Genomic DNA, 20384 nt, shown 5'->3' with positions numbered 1-20384 from the left:
GAACTGATCAAGTCACGAAACCGGTACGGCTTGCGCCGCGTCCCGGCCGGTCGCCAGCGGCCGCAGCGCGGCTGCCAGCCGGTCGACTTCGTCTTCCGTGTTGAAGGCGTGCACCGAGGCGCGCACCACATGCGTCAGGCCGCTGGAAAGGAGATCGGTTCGCGTCAACTGGACGGCCGACACGGACGTGTTGATGGCGTGTTCGCGCCGCAGCCATGCCGTCAGTTCGGCGGCGGGAACGGCGCGGCTGCTGAAGGTCACGATGCCGCTCTTGACCGCGCCCCTGTCGTGGACGTCGAAGCCGGGCAGTTCGGCGAGCAGCAACCGGAGCCGCGCCGCCAGCATCTGGATGCGCTCCCACACGAGGTCGAGCGAATGGCGCACCGCATAGGCCGCCGCCTTTCCGAGGCCTATCTGCGCCGCGACGTTGTTCTCCCACAGTTCGTAGCGGCCTGCGTCGTCCATGATCTCGAAGCGGTCGACCTCGGTCCAGCGCGCCGAGCGGATGTCGAGCATTTCCGGCACGAGGCGGTCCTGCCATGTCCTGTCGACCCACAGGAAGCCGGTGCCGCGCGGCCCGCGAAGATATTTGCGTCCCGTGGCGGTCAGCATGGTGCATCCGAGGCCGGTCACGTCGATCGGCATCTGGCCGACCGACTGGCAGGCGTCGAGCAGGTAGGGGATGCCGTGCGCTTTGGCGATGCGACCGACCTCTGCCGCGGGCTGCACGATGCCGTCATTGGTCGGCATGTGCGACAGGGAGATCAACCGCGTCCGGCCGGTGATGGCGCGCTCGAGCGCCGCGCAATCGATGCTGCCGTCGGCCTCGTCGGGGACCAGCACCGTCCTGATGCCGAGGCGTTGTTCGGCATGGCGGAAGCTGATCATGTTGGAATTGTACTCGGCGCTCGACGTGAGCACCTCGTCGCCGGGATTCAGGCCAAGCGCGAGAAAGGCGATCTGCCAGCCCCGCGTCGCGCTGTCGACGAAGGCGATCTCGGATGGTTGCGCGTTGATCAGGCGTGCGACCGAAGCGTAGAACGCGCCGACGTCCCCTGCTGCCTCCGTGGCGGCCTCGTACCCGCCGATTTCTTCCTCGCGTTCGAGGTGCCTGGCGACCGCTTCGACCACCATCCGTGGCTTCAGCGAGGCGCCCGCATTGTTGAGGTGCGTGAACTGCCCGTTGCATCCGGGCGTCTCTGCGCGCAAGCACGCAATATCCAATTCTCGAACTGCCATTGCTCTCGTACTGTGCGGTCCTGCGTCGCGTTTCGCGCCGCTTCAGGTTGCCGCAGGCACAACGATTGCATCGATCCGATGCCGCAAAAAGGTGGATAAGTTTCATCGATACTATAAGCTGGGTTCATGGTCCTGCGTCGCCGTCTGCCGTCGTCGAACTCGCTCTTCGTCATCGAAGCCGCGGCGCGGTTGGGCAGTTTTTCGCGGGCATCAGAAGAGCTTAATATAACTCAACCTGCGGTCAGCCATGCGATCGCGGCGCTCGAAAAACACCTCGGCCAGCAACTGTTCGTACGCAACGGGCCGCGCCTCAGCCTGACCGAGAACGGGCAGCGCCTGGGCCAGGCAACGACCCGCGCGTTTGCCTCGGTCGAGAACGTCATCATCGAGATGGAGAACACTTCGGAGCGCGGCGAAGTTGTCACCTTGTCGACCTCGACCGGCATGGCGACGCACTGGCTGATGCCGCGCTATTCGCAGTTCCTCGAGCGTTTCCCGGAGGCAACGCTGCAGTTCCAGCTGATGCCGATCCGCGTCTACGGCCCGCTGAACGGCTGCGACCTCGGCCTCAGGATCGCCGATCCCGAGGAGTCGCGCCGCCTCGACGGCCGGTTTGCGCCGGAGCGCATCATGGTCGTCGGCTCGCCGGCCTATCTGGAGGAATTCGGCACCTTCGAGCGGCCGAAGAAGCCGCACACCCTGACCAACCTGTCGGGCCATCCCGTCGACTGGACAGATTTCACCGGCGGCGCGCCGATCGACCCATCCTGGAGGACGCTGACCTTCTCCGACTATTCGGTCGTCATCCACACCGCGCTCAGGGGGTTGGGACTGGCAATCGGCTGGACGTCGGTGATCTCGAAGCTGATGCTCGACGAGCAGTTGGTTAGGGCGAGCGATACCGTCATCGAAACCGGTCGAGTCTATCACCTGGTGACAGGGAGCAGCGAGCCGCGCCCGCTCGTCCTGGCCGTGCGCGACTGGATCGCCGAGCAGATGTTCGAGGAAGAGCAGCAACTGAAGGCCCGGGGTATCGCCTGACCGGCGTCCTGGTGCGTCGGCGCACGCACTATTCCAAAAGCGCGGGGGCCTGAGCGAACTATTCCGTGGTCCATCGGCGGACCGGCGCGACATAGTCGCGTCGTTTGATTCAGTCGGGACCTGCGCATGATCGTATCCGCCGCCAACATTTATGTCGTCCCGTGTGGAAACCGGCGCGGCGTCATCCTCGAGCTGGAGACTGACGCCGGCGTCACCGGCATCGGCGAGGCGGGCATCGCCTATGGCGCCGGGACCATGGCCTCGGCCGAGATGCTCCGCGAAATGGTCCAGCGCTTCGTGGTTGGCCGCGATCCCGGTCCCGTCGAGCTGCTCTGGCACACGATCTACGACAACGGCTTCTGGACCAAGGGCGGCGGCGCGATCTGCTTCGCCGCGCTCAGCGCAATCGATCACGCTCTCTGGGACATCAAGGCGAGGGCGCTCGGCGTGCCCGTTCATTCGCTGTTCGGCGGTCCGTTCGTGGAAAGTCTGGAGACCTACGCCAACGGATGGTGGATGGGCTGCGATACGCCGCAGGAATATGCCGCTGCCGCGGCCAGGACCGCGACGCGCGGGTTTCGTGGGCTGAAGCTCTATCCGCTCGGCGTCGCCGACCCAGTCATGATCGTCAAGCATCCGGTGCGCCGCAGCGTCGAGCGCGCCCGCGAGCAGCTCATCGTCGAGCGCTGCGAGGCCGTTCGCGAGGCGGTCGGACCGGACGTGGAGATCATGCTGGATTTCGGCGGTGGCCTGACGATGGACCTGCTCGTGCCGCTAATCGCGCGCCTGGAGCCGCTGGGCATCTGCTTCATCGAGGAGCCGGTCGACCCGGCGCTGCCGGACGTGTTCTCGACCGTTGCCGGAAAGACCCACATCCCCCTGGCCGCAGGCGAGCGCTTCTATGGTCGGTCAGGCTTCCACAAGGCGTTTTGCGCCGGCGGCCTGTCGATCGCACAGCCCGACATCTGCAACACTGGCGGCTTTTCCGAAGGCCTGAAGATCGCGGCGGCCGCCGAACTCCACAACATCCGCGTGGCTCCGCACAACTACGGCAGCCCGCTGGCGACCGCCATCGCCGCGCAGTTCGCCGCGGCGATCCCGAATTTCATGGTACTCGAGGCCTTCCCCGACTTCGAGGTCGAGCCGGGCTACAACCCGGTGGTGTCGGCGCCGCTCGAACGGACGATCCGCGAAGGCGAGATGCCGGTCCCGGCCGGGCCGGGCCTCGGCGTCACGCTCGACCGCGACGCTGTCGCGCCGCACCGTTGGGCGACAGTCGGCCTCTGATGGTACGGGCGGCGGCCGTCGTTTCAGGCGCTTCGCCGCTCGCTGTCACGGACCTGCGACCGACATGAGCGGCGCGCGCGGCGGCGATTTTCCGGTAACGCATCGCGCCGTACTGACCATCGCCGTGCCGATGACAATCGCCTATCTGTCGACGCCTCTGGTCGGGCTGGTCTCGACCGGCGTGATCGGCCAACTCGGCGATGCGGCCCTGTTGGGCGGCGTCGCGATCGGCGCCGTCGTCTTCGACGTCGTCTTCACCTCCTGCAACTTCCTGCGCGGCGCGACCACCGGGTTCACGGCCCAGGCGGTAGGGGCGGGCGACCGGCAGGAAGAGCAGGACGTGCTGCTGGCCGGGCTGGGCATCGCCCTTCTTCTGGGCATCCTTCTCGTCCTGTTCCAGGGTCCCATAGGCGTGCTCGGCGTCAGCCTGCTGGGCGCCGATCGCAGCACCGCCAGCCCGGCCCTCGACTATTTCTCCGCGCGGGTGTGGTCGGCGCCGTTCGTGTTCATCAACTTCGTCGTCTTCGGCTGGGTGCTCGGGCGCGGCGAGGCGCTCGTCGGACTGCTGCTGCAGACTGTCCTCAACGCGGCCAACATCCTGCTCAGCCTGCTGCTGGTCCTGCACTACGATTTCGGTGTCGCCGGCGCCGGCTGGGCGAGCGCGCTCGCCGAGGTGCTGACTGCCGGACTTAGCCTGGTGGTCGTCGCGTCGCGCATGCCGGCAGCAGGTTGGCGGTTCTCCGAATTGGCGAACAGGAGAAGGCTGCGGCGGCTCGGCGGCGTCAACACCGACATGATGATCCGCTCGCTGGCGCTGCTGGTCGGCCTATCCTTTTTCACGCGCCAGAGTGCGCTGCTCGGCGCGGACGTCCTGGCAGCCAATACCATCCTGCTCCGGTTCTACTTCGTCGCGATCGCCATGCTCGACGGCGTCGCCATGGCGGCCGAACAACTCGCCGGCCGGGCGGTCGGCGCGGGTTTTCGCGCGACCTTCGACCGTGTCGTCCGGCTGACGACGGTCTGGAGCGTCCTTTTCGCGCTGGTCACCAGCGCCGGCATCTACCTTGCCAGCGACCGGGTGGTGGCGTGGGTCACGCCGATCGAGGATATCCGTGTCCTCGCCTCGGTCTACCTGCCCTACGTCGTCGCGCTGCCGCTGGCCGGGGCGGTGGCGTTCCAGATGGATGGCGTCTTCATCGGCGCCACCTGGTCGCGCGAGATGCGCAATATGATGCTCGTGTCCTTGCTGGTCTATCTGCTTTCCTGGGCCGCCCTTGCGCCGTTCATGGCCAACCATGGGCTCTGGCTGGCGCTGCTGATCTTCCACGGGATGCGCAGCATCGCGTTTCGCGCCCGGTTGGAGACGCTGACGTCACGGACGTTTCCGGTTTCACCGGCATAGAGGAGGCATCATGAGAAAAGACCTGCGAACGATCGATGGCCGGACCTACGATGTCGTCGTCATCGGCGGCGGCATCAGCGGTGCGAGTTCCGCCCAGCATCTCGCCGCCGCCGGATATTCGGTCCTGCTGGTCGAGAAGGATGACTTTGCGTCGGCCGCGACGTCGCGGTCGGGCCGCCTCCTGCACTGCGGGCTGCGCTACCTCGCGCCGACCTATTCGCTGCTCGAGTTCGCACGCGATCCGAAGCGCTTCCTCGCCTCGCTGGGTTCGGCCTACCGGTCGATCGTGGCGAGCACCGAATTCCGCCGCACCACCCCGGAACTGGCGCGGCCGATGACGCTGGTCTTCGCCATCACGCGGACGATGCCCTATCGGGGCTGGCACGTGAAGGCCGGCGCCAGGCTGCTCGAGTGGGCAAATCGGGGCAAACAGAAGCTCAAGGTAGAGATCCATTCTGCCGATCAAGCCGCAAGCAAGGTTCCTTTCGTGGGATGGCTCCGCGACCGGGAAGCCATCGAAAGCGTCGTGACCTTCGAGGATCACCATTTCAACTGGCCGGAACGCGTCTGCATCGACGCCGTCCTCGACGCCGATCGTCTCGGCGCGACGGTGCTGAACTACACGGAGGCAACCGGGCTCAGACAGCAGCCAAACCGCTCATGGGACGTCGATCTCAAGGACGGCGTCAGCGGCGTCGCCGCGTCCGTCAACGGCCGGGTGCTGCTCAACATGGCGGGCCCGTGGATCGACAGGGTCAACCAGACGGTGGCCGACGGTCGGCCGGTGCCGCGCAAGGTGATCGGCGTCAAGGGAACGCATTTCCTGGTCCGCCTGCCGGAGCAATGCCGGGGACACGGCATCATGGGCACGAACCGGGAAGGAGAGGCCATCACCTGCATGCCATGGGGCGACCTGCACTATGTCGGGCCGACCGAAACGCCCTACGAGGGCAGCCTGGACGACGTCCGCCCGACCGAGGAGGAAGTCGGTTTCCTTCTCGACGAGGTCAACCATTTCATGCCGGGCATCGGGCTCTCGCGCGGCGACGTGCTCCAGGCGTGGGCGGGAGTACGCCCGATCACCTACGACCCGGCGTTTCCGAAAGGCCGCCGCATCCCGTTCAGCGTGTTTCAGGACCTCGGCCGAGATGGCCTGCCGAACGTGCTCACGACGACGTGGGCGGCGATCATGTTCCACCGCTCGGCCGCGCGCGAAGTCGTCGAGGCCGTGCGCAAGCGTCTTGCGCCGTCCGGCCCGCCCAAGCCTGCCTCGTTTGCCGCGCGCCGCTTCCCCGACAACCAGAATTCGCCGCCGCTCCTGCCGCATTATCCCGAGGTCACCATCGCCGACATCGTCCATTCGGCGAAGCGCGAGCAGCCGAGGCACCTCGTCGACATCCTGTTCCGGCGTACCTCGGCTGGCTGGAACGCGGCCATTCCGCCAGAAGCCGTCAGGCGGGCCGCCGAAGCGGTCGCGCCGGTCCTGGGATGGGACGACGATGCGATCGAGAGGGAGATCGACGCTTTCGTGGCCTACCAGGCCCGCTACCACATGCAGGCGGGCGAGGGCGATTGGCGCAGCTAGGGTGCGCGATCCCGGGACGCGAACTCATATATGATGGGACGCCGAGCGTTGTCGAACACGAAAGGGCTCAATCCCAAGATCGATGCCGAGTTGTGCAATTTCGGACAGCAGGCGGGTGTCGAAGACCTCACCGCGCTCACCGACTGTCCAGCCAACATAAAAGTTCATTCGGCCGCCTGTTTCACGCAGCCAGTCCAGATATTGCCGCTTTGGCTGGAGGATTTTTACGGCGTCTCTGAGGCATTTTGCCAACTTGCCGTCGTTTCCGCCACCAAGCCGAAAGAGACAGTAAGTCTCATGATAGTGCCCCGACAAGTCGGCACCGTTGGGCGCTGATCGGCGATCACCCACCTTGCAGCTTCGGCTTGCTTGGATAGCTATGCCGTCCACGATGTCAGCGGGATCGGCATCTGGGTGATACACCTGAAGTGAGACTTGGTAGTCGAACGCCATGGTGCCGATCATTGCTGTCGAATCATCTGTCCGCAATGGGTCGCTTAACGGTTGAGGCTTCCATATCACGCCATTTTCGGATTCATGCTCCGCACGTACAAGGCGCGCAACTTCGTCGAACGCTTCTTAGACAAGGCCAAGCAATACCGTCGTATCGCAACCCGCTACGACAAGCTCGCTGAGAACTATCTTGCCGCCCTCAACTCGTCGCAATCCGCATCTGGTTAGGTGGTAATGAGGCGACGTCCTAGTCGAGCCTGCCGGTCTCGCCGAACAGGTGGATCGTGTCGACGTCGGGCTTCAGCGCGACGCGGTCGCCCGGCTTCACCGCCGGCCTCATGCGGAAGGTCGCCGTCACGTCCTGGCCGTTGCGGCGCGCAAAGATCATCGTCTCGGCCCCGGTCGGCTCCACCACGGCGACCTCGGCCTCGAAGCTGCCGGGCGTCCCGATCTCGACGATTTCTAGATGCTCCGGCCTGACGCCGTACTGCGCCGTACCGGTGGCTCCGTAGCGTTTCGGCAGCGGAAGCACCGCGCCGTCGTCGAGCCGGACGCCCTGCTCGGTCAGTGCGCCCGTAAAAAGGTTCATCGAGGGCGAGCCGATGAAGCGGGCCACGAATGCGTTGGCGGGGCGGTCGTAGATTTCGAGCGGCGGGCCCGACTGTTCGACATGCCCGTCCTTCAGCACGACGATGCGGTCGGCCATGGTCATCGCCTCGACCTGGTCGTGGGTGACGTAGATCGTGGTGGTGCGGATGCGCTGGTGCAGTTCGCGGATCTGCGTGCGCATCTGCACGCGCAGCTGCGCGTCCAGGTTGGACAGCGGCTCGTCGAAGAGGAACGCCTGCGGGTTGCGCACGATCGCCCGGCCCATCGCCACGCGCTGCCGCTGACCGCCGGAGAGCTGCCGGGGATGGCGGGCGAGGAGGTCCTGCAGCCCGATGATTTCGGAGACCCGGCGCACCTCGGCGCGGATCACCTCGCGATCGACGCCGCGCATGCGCAGCGGGAAGCCGATATTGTCCTCCACGGTGAGGTGCGGGTAGAGCGCGTAGTTCTGGAAGACCATCGCGATGTCGCGGTCCTTCGGCGGCAGGTCGTTGATCAGCCTGTCGCCCAGCCGGATCTCGCCGGACGTCACGCCCTCCAGCCCGGCCACCATGCGCAGGATCGTGGACTTGCCGCAGCCGGACGGTCCCACGAACACGCAGAACTCGCCGTCCTCCACCGTGATGTCGACGCCGTGCACGACTTCGACCGCGTTGAACGCCTTGCGCAGGCTGGTGATCTTGATGGGGGCCATGGTCGCTCGCGAAACCTATTTGACGCCGCCGGTCAGGCTGCCGCTGACCATGCGCCGCTGCAGAAAGAAGAACAGAACGACCACCGGAAAGGCGAATACAATCGAGGCCGCCATCTGGGGTTCGAACAGGGTGAAATACTCGCCGCGGAAGGAGGTGAGGCCGGCTGCCGCGGTCCACAGGTTTTCGGACTGCACGAAGTGGCGCGGGAACAGGAAATCGTTCCAACTGGTGACGAATCCGTAGACGAAGATGGCGGCGAGGCCGGGCGAGACGAGGGGGATCGCCACGAACCACAGCGCGCCGAGCCTGCTGCAGCCGTCGAGGCGCGCCGCGCCCTCCAGTTCCTCCGGCAGGCTGTCGAAAAAGCCCTTGCTCATCCAGATGGCGAGCGGCAGGACCAGCGAAATGTGGCCGATAACCACGCCGTGGATGGTGTTGAGCAGGCCGAGGTCCATGAACAGCGTATAGAGCGGCACCAGGATGCTGGTCGACGGAACCATCTGCGACGCCAGCACCAGCACGAGCACGACGTAGGAGCCGCGGAAGCGCAGCCGGCTCAGCGCATAGCCGCAGGACAGGCCGATCAGCATCGATATGCCCGACGAGAGCGTGGCGACGAGCGTGCTGTTCCACAGCCAGCGCAGCATCGGCCGCTCGACCACCAGCGATGCGAAGTTGTCGAACGTCAGGTCGCTCGGCAGGATCGAGGTGATCTGCCGGCTGAAGCCGAGCGGCGTCATCGCCAGCACGATCATCCAGTAGACCGGGAATGCCACCACGATGGCGAGGCCGGTCAGCGCGACCATGTGCAGCGTGCGCGCCGCCGCCGAGCGCCGCATGGCCGGCCCGGCGCTCACGACGCCGCCTCCGCCTTGCCGTTGCGCAGGGTCAGCTGGAGATAGATCAGCACGAGCACCATCGAGACGCAGATCGCGAGCACGCCGAGCGTCGCGGCGTAGCTGAAGTCGTAGGAGCGGAAGGCGGCGTTGAACGTCGCGACCGTCAGCGTTTCGGTGCGTCCTCCGGTGAGGAGGAAGATCACCGGAAAGGCCCTGAAGCCGAAGATCAGAAGCAGCACCACGATGACCGACAGAACGAAGCGGATCTGCGGCAGCGTGACGAACAGGAACTGCTGGAATGGCGAGGCGCCGTCGACGCTTGCCGCCTCGTACAGTTCATCGGGAATGGAGTGCAGCGCGGCGAGGAAGAAGATGTAGGCGACCGGGAACTCGTTCCACACCTGGACGACGATGAGAGCCGGCAGGATGATCGACTTGTCGAGCAGCCATTCGACGTTGCCGTCGACGAAGGGCAACATCCTCAGCAACTGGTTGAGGATGCCGAAATTGGCATCGTACATGACGCCCCAGACCATCGCCGCTACGATCGCCGGCATCGTCCAGGGCAGGATGAAGATGCTGCGCCAGAGACCGCGGAAACGCACGATGCGCCGCGTCAGGAGGGCGGCGGACAGGCCGAGTACGATCGAGCCGAAGACGGTGCCGCACATGTAGAGGCAGCTGCGCAGCACCGCCATCCAGGCGTCGGCGTCGCCCACCAGCCTTGCGTAGTTGTGGAAGGTGAAGTCGCCGGCAAGCTTCGGCCGTGTCAGCACGACGCGGTCGAAGCTCAGCATCACCGCCTCCAGGACGGGAAGCCCGACAACAAGCGCGAGCAGCATGAGCGGCGGCGTCATCATCAGCCACAAAAAGCCTGGACCATCCGTGAAGAACTCACGGATGGCTGCCGGGAGCGGGCGTCTCGAAACGCCCGCCGCTGCCGCGTTTGCCATGTCGGGAGGCACCGGTTAGCGCCCGGGCCTCATTCGCCGCAGCATTCCTCGAGCTTCGCCTGGGCGTCGGCCAGAACCTTTTCCGGCGCCTCGCCGTCATGCAGCGAGGCAACGACCGCCTCGGCGACGATCGGCCAGATCGTGTTGAACTCGTCCTCGTGCCCGCGTGGCACGATCGGGCTCGCCGTCGGCAGGCTTTCGGCCCAAGGCGTCAGGTAGGGCCGCGCATCGAGCTGGGCCTTGGTCAGCGCGCCGACGCCGTAGGGGATGTAGGGCGAGTAGTCACTGAAGGTCTGCTGCATCTCCGGCGACATGGCCGTCTCGAGGAAGGCCCAGGCGGCTTCCGGGTTGGCGGCGCTCGCATTGATGCCGAGCCCCTGGTTGGTGCCGCCGGTCGCCGGCCCCGACCACGGATGCCTGGCCGACTTGTAGCAGTCGTAGTTCGCGGCGTTGTTCTTCTCGATGAACGGGAACTGCCACTGGCCGTCGATGGTCATCGCGGTCGCGCCGGTGGCGAACAGCGAACGCTGCTCGGTCTCGGTCAGGCCGCGCGGCACCGCGCCCTCGTCGTAGAGCGCCTTCATGTAGGTAAGCGCCTTCACCACCGGCTCCGAGGTCATCAGGAACTTGCCCTGGTCGTCGGTGAGCGAGCCGCCGAACGCGATGGTCCACATCAGCAGCATCTCGTAGGTCGGGTCTTCGTTGGCATTGACCATGTTGGCGCCGTAGCGCGTGACGTTGCCCGAGCCGTCGCGCACCGTCAGCGCCTTGGCCATCGACATGAACTCGTCGGGATTGGTCGGGGGATTGTCGAACCCGGCCTCCTTCAGGTGGCACGAATTGTAGATGAGTTCGAGCGTGCGTCCGGTCACCGGCAGGCCGTAGTAGTCCGCGCCGACCGCCAGGTTGTCCCACGCGCCGTCGACCAGCTTTTCCTTGGCGCCGGGCCGCGCGACGAAGTCGTTGAGCTTCAGCAGCGTGCCGGTGGCGGTCAGTTCGCGCACGTTGTTGGCGTTGACGATGATGACGTCGGGCGCCGACTTGGTGGCGGCGAGCAGGGTCAGCTGCGAATAGTATTCGGCGGCCGGCGTGTTGACGATCTCGACCGTGTTCCCGGTGTTCTTCTCGTACTGCGCGACGAGCTTCTGCCACCACTCGCCCAGCCCGGGCTCGTTGTAGCCGATCACCATGAAGCTGATCTTGTCGGCGAGCGCGAGGCTCGTGGTCGACAGCGACGTCGCGACCAGCAGGCCTGCGACGGATAGGACTTTTCTCGATGCGTCGATCATAGCTTTCCCCTGTTTCAGTCCGACGGCGGGCCTTGTCTTGGCGCATGCGCGAACAGCCCTTGTGCGAAGGATCGCATGAGGCATCCGGAGGGGACCAACTACGTTTTGGAATAAGCGATGGATAATCGGTGATGGGGTGAAAGGCGCAGGCGCGGTTGCAGGCGGCAGAACGTCAACCCCACGCGGGTCGCCGTAGTCGGGAAACGGTATGGCTGGGGAACCTGGATTCGAACCAGGACTAACGGAGTCAGAGTCCGTGGGTCTACCGTTAACCTATTCCCCAGCAGGGTCGGGCGCGATTCAGACGCCACGCGGTATGCGCGCCGGTTCGGCGCGGGACGGCTGCCTTGTAGCCACGTACCGAAAATAGTCAAGTGCGCCGCCACATTCAATGTCGCCTCTTGCTCGCATCCGGGGGGCGGGCCGGGCGCAACCGGTCCGGTTTCGGCGCGGCGTTCGGCCGGTTTGCGCATTTCTCGGCCTGCCGTCGCGAAATTGGCGTGGCGCGCCGCTTGGTGATTGGCGCTGGCGCTGCTATCTTCGCAACAACTGAAGAACAGAGCGCCTGCTGCGTCCGAAAGGTCTCGCGCGGCGCAAAAGGACAGCACAGTGGAAGACCGCGATATCGGCGTCGATGCGTCGACGCCGGGTGTGCATTCAGGTCTCCAGCCGGCGGACGGCCAGGAAACCAGGTTGACGGGAGGAGCCGGCGCGTTCGCGCAGGGCGACGGCCCCGACCGCGCACAACCCCCGAAAACCAAGGGCAAGCGCCGTCGCAAGCGCAAGCGCGGCCGCAAGGTTTTTGCGCGCGAAGAGGGCGCGCCGGCAGGCGCTTCCGCGCTGCCCGGCGCGCCGAAGCCGGCCGTCGCGCCGGCAAGGCCCGTCGCGCCGCCGCCCATGGCGCAAAGGCGCGAGCCGCGCCGGCCGCAGCCCTTCGACCTGCCGGTCTTCGCCGCGCTCGATCTCGGCACCAACAACTGCCGGCTGCTCGTCGCCGTTCCAGGGCGGCCCGGCCAGTTCCGCGTCATCGACGCCTTCTCGCGCATCGTCCGCCTCGGCGAGGGGCTGGCGGCCAGCGGCAGCCTGTCGGTGGCGGCCATGGACCGCGCCGTCGAGGCGCTGAAGGTCTGCGCCGACAAGCTGCGCATCCGCCGCACCGCGAGCGTGCGGCTGGTCGCCACGGAGGCCTGCCGCGTGGCCGCGAACGGCGAGGACTTCCTTGCCCGGGTGACGGCCGAGACCGGGCTCGAACTCGAGGTGATCGACCGCAAGACCGAGGCGCGCCTGGCCGTGTCCGGCTGCGGTTCGCTCGTCGAGCGCGACACCGAGGGCGTCGTGCTGTTCGACATCGGCGGCGGCTCGTCCGAGATCGCGCTGATCGACGTGCGCGGCCGCCGCTCGCCGCGCCTGGCCAGCCACATCGTCGCCTGGACCTCGCTGCCGGTCGGCGTGGTGACGCTCGCCGAAAAATTCGGCGGCCGCGACGTGACCCCGCAGATCTTCGCCGCCATGGTCGACCATGTGAAGGACCTGCTCGACGGCTTTTCCGGCCGCGACCGCCTGAATGCGCTGCTGGATGGCGGGCGTTTCCACCTGCTCGGCACGTCGGGAACCGTCACCACGCTCGCCGGCGTTCATCTCGACCTCGACCGCTACGACCGGCGCAGGGTCGACGGCCTCTGGATGGACCGCCGGAGCGTCGATGCCATGGTCGCCAAGCTGCTCGGCTGGGATTTCGGCCAGCGCGTCGGCAACGCCTGCATCGGCGCCGACAGGGCGGACCTTGTGCTGGCGGGCTGCGCCATCCTCGAGGCGATTCGCGCGGTCTGGCCGTCCGAGCGGCTGCGCGTCGCCGATCGCGGCCTGCGCGAAGGCATCCTTTCCGAACTGATGGGCGACGCCGGCGTCTGGCGCCGCGACTGGAACGCCGGAGCGCGGCCGTGACCAAGAAACCCGTGGATCCCGGCGCCACCCGCGTCCTGCGCACCAAGGTCAAGAAGAAGCGGGGCCTGAAGGAATCGTCGCGCCGCTGGCTCGAGCGCCACATGAACGACCCCTACGTGCAGCGCTCCAAGGCCGACGGCTACAGGTCGCGCGCCGCCTACAAGCTGATCGAGATCGACGACCGCTACAAGCTGCTGAAGCCGGGCATGAAGGTGATAGACCTCGGCGCCGCGCCGGGCGGCTGGTGCCAGGTTGCCGCTGCCCGCACCAAGTCCGAACCGGCCAGCCCGACCGTCGTCGGCATCGACTATCTCGGCATGGACGCCGTGCCGGGCGCGGCCGTTCTGGAGATGGATTTCCTGGACGACGCGGCGCCCGCGCGGCTGGTCGAGGCGCTCGGCGGCGAGCCCGACATCGTGCTCTCCGACATGGCCGCGCCGACCACCGGCCACCGCCGCACCGACCACATCCGCACCGAACACCTGTGCGAGGTCGCCGCCGATTTCGCCATTTCCGTGCTGAAGCCGGGCGGGCATTTCCTGTCGAAGACGTTCCAGGGTGGCACCGAGCACACGGTGCTCGATCTCCTGAAGAAGAATTTCCGCTCGGTGCACCATGTCAAGCCGCCGGCCTCGCGCGGCGAATCGGTCGAGCTCTACCTGCTGGCGAAGGACTTCAAGGGCAGGGGCTGACGCCTCGCGGGGCGCCCCCGGGCGGACGCCCGCAATCAACCGCTTTCCTTCGCCTGCGGGACATGGTACCAGCCGCTGCCAATCCTGAAAGGGAACTTTCGAGTCGGCGCGGTCCAGTGGTCCCGCGCCCGTTTCGCATTAGAAGGATCGGCAATGGCGAAGATCATCGAGACTGCAACCGGCGCCACCGCGCTGACCTTCGACGACGTGCTGCTGCAGCCCGGGCATTCCCAGGTGATGCCGGGCGAAACCGACGTCGGCACCCGAATCGCCGGCGACATCGAGCTCAACCTCCCGATCCTGTCGGCCGCGATGGACACGGTCACCGAAGCCCGCCTGGCGATCGCCATGGCGCAGGCCGGCGGCATCGGCGTCATCCACCGCAACTTCAAGCCGGACGAGCAGGCCGAGCAGGTCCGTCAGGTCAAGAAGTTCGAATCCGGCATGGTGGTGAACCCGGTGACCATCGGGCCGCAGGCGACGCTCGCCGACGCCCGCGCGCTGATGAGCCTGCACGGCATTTCGGGCATCCCTGTGGTCGAGAACGCGGGCGCGAGCGGGCAGAAGGCCGGCCGGCTGGTCGGCATCCTCACCAACCGCGACGTCCGCTTCGCCTCCGACCCGCAGCAGCGGGTGCACGAACTGATGACCAGGGACAACCTCGTCACGGTGCGCGAGACGGTGGATCCGGACGAGGCCAAGCGCCTGCTGCACCAGCGCCGCATCGAAAAGCTGCTCGTCGTCGACGGCGAGGGCAACTGCGTCGGCCTGATCACGGTCAAGGACATCGAGAAGTCGCAGCTCAACCCGCATGCGTCGAAGGACGCGCAGGGGCGCCTCCGGGTCGCCGCGGCGACCAGCGTCGGCGATGACGGCTTCGAGCGCGCCGAGCGCCTGATCGACGCCGGCGTCGATCTTCTGGTCGTCGATACCGCGCACGGGCATTCGCAGCGCGTGCTCGATGCCGTCACCCGCGTGAAGAAGCTTTCGAACTCGGTGCGCGTCATGGCGGGCAACGTCGCGACGGCGGAAGGCACGCAGGCGCTGATCGACGCCGGCGCCGACGCAGTCAAGGTCGGCATCGGGCCGGGCTCGATCTGCACGACGCGCGTGGTCGCCGGCGTCGGCGTGCCGCAGCTGTCGGCCATCATGGCGGCCGTCGAGGCGGCGCACCGCTCCGGCGTTTCCGTCGTTGCCGACGGCGGCATCAAGTTCTCCGGCGACCTCGCCAAGGCGCTTGCCGCCGGCGCGACCGCAGCCATGGTCGGCTCGCTGCTCGCCGGCACCGACGAGAGCCCCGGCGAGGTCTATCTGTACCAGGGACGCTCCTTCAAGGCCTATCGGGGCATGGGTTCCGTCGGCGCGATGGCGCGCGGTTCGGCCGACCGTTACTTCCAGGCCGAGGTGCGCGACACGCTGAAGCTGGTGCCCGAGGGCATCGAGGGACAGGTGCCCTACAAGGGGCCGGTCTCCGGCGTTCTGCACCAGCTGGCGGGCGGACTGAGGGCCGCGATGGGATATGTCGGCGCGTCCGACCTAGCGGCGCTGCGCGAGCGCGCGACGTTCGTGCGCATCTCCACGGCCGGCCTGCGCGAAAGCCACCCGCACGACGTGACCATCACGCGCGAAAGCCCGAATTATTCGGGGTGATCTGGTGGGCCTGGGCGGCTGGTAGCGGCCGCTCAGTCGCCGACGTTGAACACGGCGATCCGGCGCTTCTCGAAGCGGATCGCGATCTTGCCCTGGACGAGCCGCAGCGCCTGTTCGCCGAATACGGTGCGCCGCCAGCCATGCATGGCCGGCACGTCCGCAGCCTCGCCCTCGCTGGCTATGCGGTCGATGTCGTCGCTCGAGGCGAGGACCTTGGCGGCGACGCCTTCCTTCTCCGCCACGAGGCGCAGCAGGACCTTCAAGAGTTCGGAGGCCGCGCTCGAGCCTTCGGTCTGCTGTGGCGCCTTGGGCAGGCGCGGCATCTGCTCGCGCGGCGTCGCCAGCGCGGCGTTGACGGCGCCGAGCAGCGCGCCGGCCGCGGCAGAGCGCTCCCAGCCCTTCGGCGTGGTCCGCAGCCTTGCCAGGGCGGCCGCGTCGCGCGGCTGCTGCTGCGCGATCTCGTAGATGGCGTCGTCCTTCAGCACGCGCCCGCGCGGCACGTTGCGTTCGCGCGCCTCGAGTTCGCGCCATGTCGAGACGGACTGCATGACCGCCAGCTCCTGCGGCTTGCGCAGCCGCATCTTGAGCCGCTTCCAGGCGTCCTCAGGCTTGGGGTCGTAGGTCGAGCGCGAGGTCAGGATGTCCATTTCCTCGTTCAGCCAGTGTGCGCGGCCCTCGCGCTCCAGCTCGGCCACGAGGTGCCGGTAGACGTCGATGAGGTGCGTCACGTCGGCCAGCGCGTAGGCCAGCTGCTTGTCCGACAGCGGGCGATGGCGCCAGTCGGTGAAGCGCGACGACTTGTCGAGATGCGTGCCGGTAATCTTCTGCACCAGCTGGTCGTAGGAGACGCTGTCGCCGAAACCGCAGACCATGGCCGCGACCTGCGTGTCGAACACCGGATGCGGAATCAGTCCGCCCAGGTTGAACACGATCTCGATATCCTGGCGCGCAGCGTGGAAGACCTTGGTGACCGCCTCGTTGGCCATCAGCCCGAAGAACGGCTTCAGGTCGATGTCGGGCGAAAGCGGGTCGACCAGCGCGGTGACGCCCGGCGCTGCCATCTGGATCAGGCAGAGTTCCGGCCAGAACGTCGTCTCGCGGATGAATTCGGTGTCGACCGTCACGAAATCGGATTTCTCCAATTCGCCTATGACGGCTTCCAGTTCGGTTTGGGTGGTGATCACATGCATGAAAGGACTTCGGTCTGCGGCGTCGCCTGCTTCCATCCCAGCCATGGACGCGTTCGTCAAGGTCGCCGGCGTCGCACGGGCGGTCATTCCCCGTCCGCGCCCTTGCCCGGGCCGCCGCTTCTGCGGGCCAGGCGGGCGAACACGGTGGAGGTCCGCAATAGCGCGGTGAACACGCCGCGACGGTTTGCCGGAACGGCTTCGCGTGCCTGCATCCTGTAGACGATGATGAGGATCAGGATGGCGTAGACGGCGGCGCAGAAGATGAACAGCCATTGCGGGCCGAACCGCTGCATGAAGGTGGACGCGATCATCGGGCCGCCGATCGCGCCGAACGAATAGAACATCATGAGCGCCGCGTTGACGAGGACGAACTCGCCCTTGCCGGCGCGGTCGTTGGCGTGCGCCGCCGACAGCGAATAGAGCGGCATCGCGAAGGAACCGAACACGAAGACCAGCGCGAAGTTGGCAAGCGGCCCCGTACCGGCGAGAAACACGATCGCCAGCGCGGCGGCCATGGCGCAGGCGGTGGTCACCAGCAGGATGCGCCGCCGGTCCCAGAGGTCGGAGAGGTGGCCGAGCGGGTACTGGATCACGGCGCCGCCGATGATGCCGATGCTGACGAAGGTGACGACGTCGGCGACCGACATGCCGATCTGCTCGGCATAGACGGGCGAGAGCGTCCGGAACGCGCTGTTGGTCATGCCGACGGCCACGCAGCCGATCGCCGCCAGCGGCGAGATGCGCCAGACGCGGGCGAGGTCGAGCTTGACGTCCTCGGGCGGCGACGGGTTGGAGCGGTCGCCGAGCGAAACCGGCACCAGCGACAGCGTGATCATGATCGACATGATCGCGAAGATCGCGAAGCCGTCGGCGCCGAAGACCGGGATGAGGAACTGCGCGCCTGTGACCGAGCCGATGTCGATGATCCGGTAGAGCGCGAGCACCCGCGCCCGGTCATGGTTCTGGGCACTGGAGTTCATCCAGCTTTCCATGATGGTGAAAAGGCCGGCGAAGCAGAAGCCGGTGGTGAAGCGGATCGCCGACCAGAATACTGGATCGATGATCAGCACGAGAAGCAGGGTGCCTGCGGACGCGATCGCCGCCAGCGCGGCGAAGGAGCGGACGTGCCCGACCGCCTTCATGATGCGGGTGATGAAGACGCAGCCGAGCAGGAAGCCGCCGAAATAGGCGGTTCCCATGAAGCCGATGGTGGCCGGCGAAAACCCTTCCTGTGCGCCGCGCAGCGCGATCAGCGTCCCCTGCAGCCCATTGCCGCCGAGCAAAATGCCTGCAGCGATGAGAAGCGGGATCAGGGGGCGGATGGAGGACATGTTCGACTGGATAGCCCGGCTTGGCCGGCTCTTCTTGGGCCATGGCGAGATCGATTGCCAGCGCAATATCGTCGGCCGATGGCGTGAAACCGCCTTTGCCTTGACAAATCAGGGTGCCCATGCGCTTTTCCGCGCGAATTTCGGCCGGCTTTGGCTGCCGGCGCTCCAGAATCCCGGATCGAGACATGACGACGCATCGCTACCGCAGCCACACCTGCGCACAATTGAAGAAGTCCGACGCCGGCAGCGATGTCCGGCTTTCCGGCTGGGTCCATCGCGTGCGCGACCACGGCGGGCTGCTGTTCATCGACCTGCGCGACCACTACGGCATGACGCAGATCGTCGCCGATCCGGATTCGCCGGCGTTCAAGACGGCCGAGGCGGTGCGCGGCGAGTGGGTCATCCGCGTCGATGGCGAGGTCAAGGCGCGCATGGCGGAAGCCGTCAACCCGAACCTGCCGACCGGCGAGATCGAGGTGTTCGCGCGCGAGATCGAGGTTCTGTCGGCGGCCAAGGAACTGCCGCTGCCGGTCTTCGGCGAGCCGGACTACCCGGAAGACATCCGCCTGAAGTACCGTTTCCTCGACCTGCGCCGCGAGACGCTGCACAGGAACATCGTCAGCCGCACGAAGATCATCGCCGAAATGCGCAGGCGCATGGGCGACGTGGGTTTCACCGAGTTTTCGACGCCGATCCTGACCGCATCTTCGCCCGAGGGCGCGCGCGACTTCCTGGTGCCGAGCCGCATCCACCCCGGCAAGTTCTATGCGCTGCCGCAGGCGCCGCAGCAGTATAAGCAGCTGATCATGGTGTCGGGCTTCGACCGCTACTTCCAGATCGCGCCCTGCTTCCGAGACGAGGATCCCCGCGCCGACCGCCTGCCGGGCGAGTTCTACCAGCTCGACCTCGAGATGAGCTTCGTCGAGCAGGACGACGTGCTCTCGACCATGGAGCCGGTGCTGCGCGGCGTGTTCGAGACGTTTGCCGAGGGCAAGCCGGTGACGCAGCAGTTCCCGCGCATCCCCTACGACACCGCGATGCGCAAATACGGTTCCGACAAGCCGGACCTGCGCAACCCGATCGAGATGCAGGAAGTCTCCGACCACTTCCGGGGCTCGGGCTTCAAGGTCTTCGCCAACATCCTGGCCAACGACGCCAAGGCGGAAGTTTGGGCGATCCCGGCGAAGACCGGTGGTTCCAGGGCGTTCTGCGACCGTATGAACTCCTGGGCGCAGGGCGAGGGCCAGCCGGGCCTTGGCTACATCTTCTGGCGCAAGGAGGGCGACAAGCTCGAAGGGGCCGGTCCGATCGCCAAGAACATCGGCGAGGAGCGCACCGAGGCGATCCGCGTCCAGCTCGGCCTCGACGACGGCGACGCCGCCTTCTTCGTCGCCGGCGACCCCAGGAAGTTCGCCAGCTTCGCGGGCGCGGCGCGTACCCGCGCCGGCGAGGAACTGAACCTCGTCGACCGCGACCGCTTCGAGCTCTGCTGGATCGTCGATTTCCCGTTCTACGAATGGAACGAGGACGAGAAGAAGATCGACTTCGCGCACAACCCGTTCTCCATGCCGCAGGGCGGCATCGACGCGCTGAACGGCGAGGAGCCGCTGTCGATCAAGGCGTTCCAGTACGACATGGTCTGCAACGGCTTCGAGATCGCGTCGGGCGGCATCCGCAACCATCTGCCGGAAACGATGGTCAAGGCGTTCGAGCTGGTCGGCCTCAGCCGCGAGACGGTCGAGACGGAGTTCGGCGGCCTCTATCGCGCCTTCCAGTACGGCGCGCCGCCGCATGGCGGCATGGCCGCCGGCATCGACCGCGTGGTGATGCTGCTGGTCGGCGCGAAGAACCTGCGCGAGGTGACCATGTTCCCGATGAACCAGCAGGCCGTCGACCTCTTGATGAATGCCCCGTCCGAGGCGACGCCCACGCAGCTGCGCGAGTTGCACCTGCGGTCGATCCCGCCGCAGAAATAGGATCAGGGATCGCCGCCAAGCGGTTCATCCGATTCAAAAAAAGCCCGGCTTCCAAGCCGGGCTTTTCGTTTGACGGTCGATGGCCCCGGGCTAGGGCGCGTACTCAATAGGCCTTGCTGATTGGTCGCGGTGTTGATTCAAGGGTTCCGGAAGGAGGCCTTGAAATGGCGCGATACGATCTGAACGAGGCGGAGTGGCGGATTGTCGAG

Annotated in this window: 16 protein-coding genes and 1 tRNA gene; 8 read left to right on the top strand and 9 right to left on the bottom strand. The window is 66.6% G+C overall.

Annotated features, from left to right (window positions below; all coding sequences use genetic code 11):
- Window positions 1-12: 12 nt before the first annotated feature.
- Complete coding sequence (locus ABUE31_RS11010) at window positions 13-1209, bottom strand: aminotransferase class V-fold PLP-dependent enzyme (RefSeq protein WP_367723647.1); 1197 nt, start codon at window positions 1207-1209, stop codon at window positions 13-15.
- A 156-nt stretch (window positions 1210-1365) separates the two neighbouring features.
- Between ABUE31_RS11010 and ABUE31_RS11005 the strand changes: the two genes are divergently transcribed.
- The 4 genes from ABUE31_RS11005 (at window position 1366) to ABUE31_RS10990 (ending at window position 6554) form a co-directional block, all read left to right on the top strand.
- Window positions 1366-2280, top strand: a complete 915-nt coding sequence (locus tag ABUE31_RS11005; protein WP_367723646.1) for a LysR family transcriptional regulator — start codon at window positions 1366-1368, stop codon at window positions 2278-2280.
- Window positions 2281-2406: 126 nt separating this feature from the next.
- Window positions 2407-3567 (top strand): mandelate racemase/muconate lactonizing enzyme family protein, encoded by a 1161-nt coding sequence (locus tag ABUE31_RS11000; RefSeq protein ID WP_367723645.1) that lies wholly within the window; start codon window positions 2407-2409, stop codon window positions 3565-3567.
- Between the two features lie 64 nt (window positions 3568-3631).
- Window positions 3632-4969, top strand: coding sequence for an MATE family efflux transporter (locus ABUE31_RS10995; protein WP_367723644.1), 1338 nt, complete (start codon window positions 3632-3634; stop codon window positions 4967-4969).
- A 10-nt stretch (window positions 4970-4979) separates the two neighbouring features.
- Window positions 4980-6554, top strand: a complete 1575-nt coding sequence (locus ABUE31_RS10990; RefSeq protein ID WP_367723643.1) for an FAD-dependent oxidoreductase — start codon at window positions 4980-4982, stop codon at window positions 6552-6554.
- A gap of 24 nt (window positions 6555-6578) precedes the next feature.
- On the opposite strand, the gene ABUE31_RS10985 is transcribed toward ABUE31_RS10990, so the two are convergent.
- From ABUE31_RS10985 to ABUE31_RS10955, 6 genes are all read right to left on the bottom strand, one after another.
- Window positions 6579-7019: a hypothetical protein gene (locus ABUE31_RS10985; RefSeq protein ID WP_367723642.1), complete on the bottom strand. Its 441-nt coding sequence runs from the start codon at window positions 7017-7019 to the stop codon at window positions 6579-6581.
- 235 nt (window positions 7020-7254) lie between these two features.
- A complete protein-coding gene (locus ABUE31_RS10975; protein ID WP_367723641.1) occupies window positions 7255-8310 on the bottom strand; it encodes an ABC transporter ATP-binding protein in 1056 nt (351 codons plus the stop codon).
- 15 nt (window positions 8311-8325) lie between these two features.
- Window positions 8326-9168, bottom strand: coding sequence for a carbohydrate ABC transporter permease (locus tag ABUE31_RS10970; RefSeq protein WP_367723640.1), 843 nt, complete (start codon window positions 9166-9168; stop codon window positions 8326-8328).
- Window positions 9165-10103 (bottom strand): carbohydrate ABC transporter permease, encoded by a 939-nt coding sequence (locus tag ABUE31_RS10965; protein WP_367723639.1) that lies wholly within the window; start codon window positions 10101-10103, stop codon window positions 9165-9167. The genes ABUE31_RS10970 and ABUE31_RS10965 overlap by 4 nt, the downstream gene beginning before the upstream one ends.
- 29 nt (window positions 10104-10132) lie before the next feature.
- Window positions 10133-11392 carry an ABC transporter substrate-binding protein gene (locus ABUE31_RS10960; protein WP_367723638.1) on the bottom strand — a complete coding sequence of 420 codons (1260 nt, stop codon included), beginning with the start codon at window positions 11390-11392 and terminating at the stop codon, window positions 10133-10135.
- Between the two features lie 209 nt (window positions 11393-11601).
- A tRNA-Gln gene (locus ABUE31_RS10955) sits at window positions 11602-11675 on the bottom strand.
- A 326-nt stretch (window positions 11676-12001) separates the two neighbouring features.
- On the opposite strand from ABUE31_RS10955, the gene ABUE31_RS10950 reads away from it, so the two are divergent.
- From ABUE31_RS10950 to guaB, 3 genes are all read left to right on the top strand, one after another.
- Window positions 12002-13336 carry a Ppx/GppA phosphatase family protein gene (locus ABUE31_RS10950; RefSeq protein ID WP_437344110.1) on the top strand — a complete coding sequence of 445 codons (1335 nt, stop codon included), beginning with the start codon at window positions 12002-12004 and terminating at the stop codon, window positions 13334-13336.
- A complete protein-coding gene (locus ABUE31_RS10945; RefSeq protein ID WP_367723637.1) occupies window positions 13333-14028 on the top strand; it encodes an RlmE family RNA methyltransferase in 696 nt (231 codons plus the stop codon). Before ABUE31_RS10950 ends, ABUE31_RS10945 begins: the two co-directional genes overlap by 4 nt.
- Before the next feature lie 153 nt (window positions 14029-14181).
- A complete protein-coding gene (guaB, locus tag ABUE31_RS10940) occupies window positions 14182-15678 on the top strand; it encodes an IMP dehydrogenase (RefSeq protein WP_367723636.1) in 1497 nt (498 codons plus the stop codon).
- Between the two features lie 32 nt (window positions 15679-15710).
- Here the strand turns inward: guaB and rnd are convergent, their stop codons facing one another.
- Entirely contained in the window at window positions 15711-16868 is a 1158-nt protein-coding gene (gene rnd / locus ABUE31_RS10935; RefSeq protein ID WP_367723635.1) for a ribonuclease D, read from the bottom strand.
- Window positions 16869-16951: 83 nt separating this feature from the next.
- Window positions 16952-18199, bottom strand: a complete 1248-nt coding sequence (locus tag ABUE31_RS10930) for an MFS transporter (protein WP_367723634.1) — start codon at window positions 18197-18199, stop codon at window positions 16952-16954.
- Window positions 18200-18384: 185 nt separating this feature from the next.
- Here ABUE31_RS10930 and aspS point away from each other — a divergent pair, with 185 nt between their 5' ends.
- Window positions 18385-20175 (top strand): aspartate--tRNA ligase, encoded by a 1791-nt coding sequence (gene aspS / locus ABUE31_RS10925; RefSeq protein WP_367723633.1) that lies wholly within the window; start codon window positions 18385-18387, stop codon window positions 20173-20175.
- The last annotated feature ends 209 nt before the right edge of the window (window positions 20176-20384 follow it).

It is taken from the genome of Mesorhizobium marinum, from assembly GCF_040813675.1.
GTDB lineage: Bacteria > Pseudomonadota > Alphaproteobacteria > Rhizobiales > Rhizobiaceae > Mesorhizobium_K > Mesorhizobium_K marinum.
Note: the sequence above shows the minus strand (reverse complement) of the source record. Positions and strands in the feature narration are given on the sequence as shown.

What these genes read in the sequence shown, in the direction of transcription:
- ABUE31_RS11005 (WP_367723646.1), top strand. Translation starts at nt 1,366, where the DNA reads ATGGTCCTGCGTCGCCGTCTGCCGTCGTCGAACTCGCTCTTCGTCATC.
- ABUE31_RS11000 (WP_367723645.1), top strand. Translation starts at nt 2,407, where the DNA reads ATGATCGTATCCGCCGCCAACATTTATGTCGTCCCGTGTGGAAACCGG.
- ABUE31_RS10995 (WP_367723644.1), top strand. Translation starts at nt 3,632, where the DNA reads ATGAGCGGCGCGCGCGGCGGCGATTTTCCGGTAACGCATCGCGCCGTA.
- ABUE31_RS10990 (WP_367723643.1), top strand. Translation starts at nt 4,980, where the DNA reads ATGAGAAAAGACCTGCGAACGATCGATGGCCGGACCTACGATGTCGTC.
- ABUE31_RS10985 (WP_367723642.1), bottom strand. Translation starts at nt 7,019, where the DNA reads ATGATCGGCACCATGGCGTTCGACTACCAAGTCTCACTTCAGGTGTAT.
- ABUE31_RS10975 (WP_367723641.1), bottom strand. Translation starts at nt 8,310, where the DNA reads ATGGCCCCCATCAAGATCACCAGCCTGCGCAAGGCGTTCAACGCGGTC.
- ABUE31_RS10965 (WP_367723639.1), bottom strand. Translation starts at nt 10,103, where the DNA reads ATGGCAAACGCGGCAGCGGCGGGCGTTTCGAGACGCCCGCTCCCGGCA.
- ABUE31_RS10960 (WP_367723638.1), bottom strand. Translation starts at nt 11,392, where the DNA reads ATGATCGACGCATCGAGAAAAGTCCTATCCGTCGCAGGCCTGCTGGTC.
- guaB (WP_367723636.1), top strand. Translation starts at nt 14,182, where the DNA reads ATGGCGAAGATCATCGAGACTGCAACCGGCGCCACCGCGCTGACCTTC.
- rnd (WP_367723635.1), bottom strand. Translation starts at nt 16,868, where the DNA reads ATGCATGTGATCACCACCCAAACCGAACTGGAAGCCGTCATAGGCGAA.
- ABUE31_RS10930 (WP_367723634.1), bottom strand. Translation starts at nt 18,199, where the DNA reads ATGTCCTCCATCCGCCCCCTGATCCCGCTTCTCATCGCTGCAGGCATT.
- aspS (WP_367723633.1), top strand. Translation starts at nt 18,385, where the DNA reads ATGACGACGCATCGCTACCGCAGCCACACCTGCGCACAATTGAAGAAG.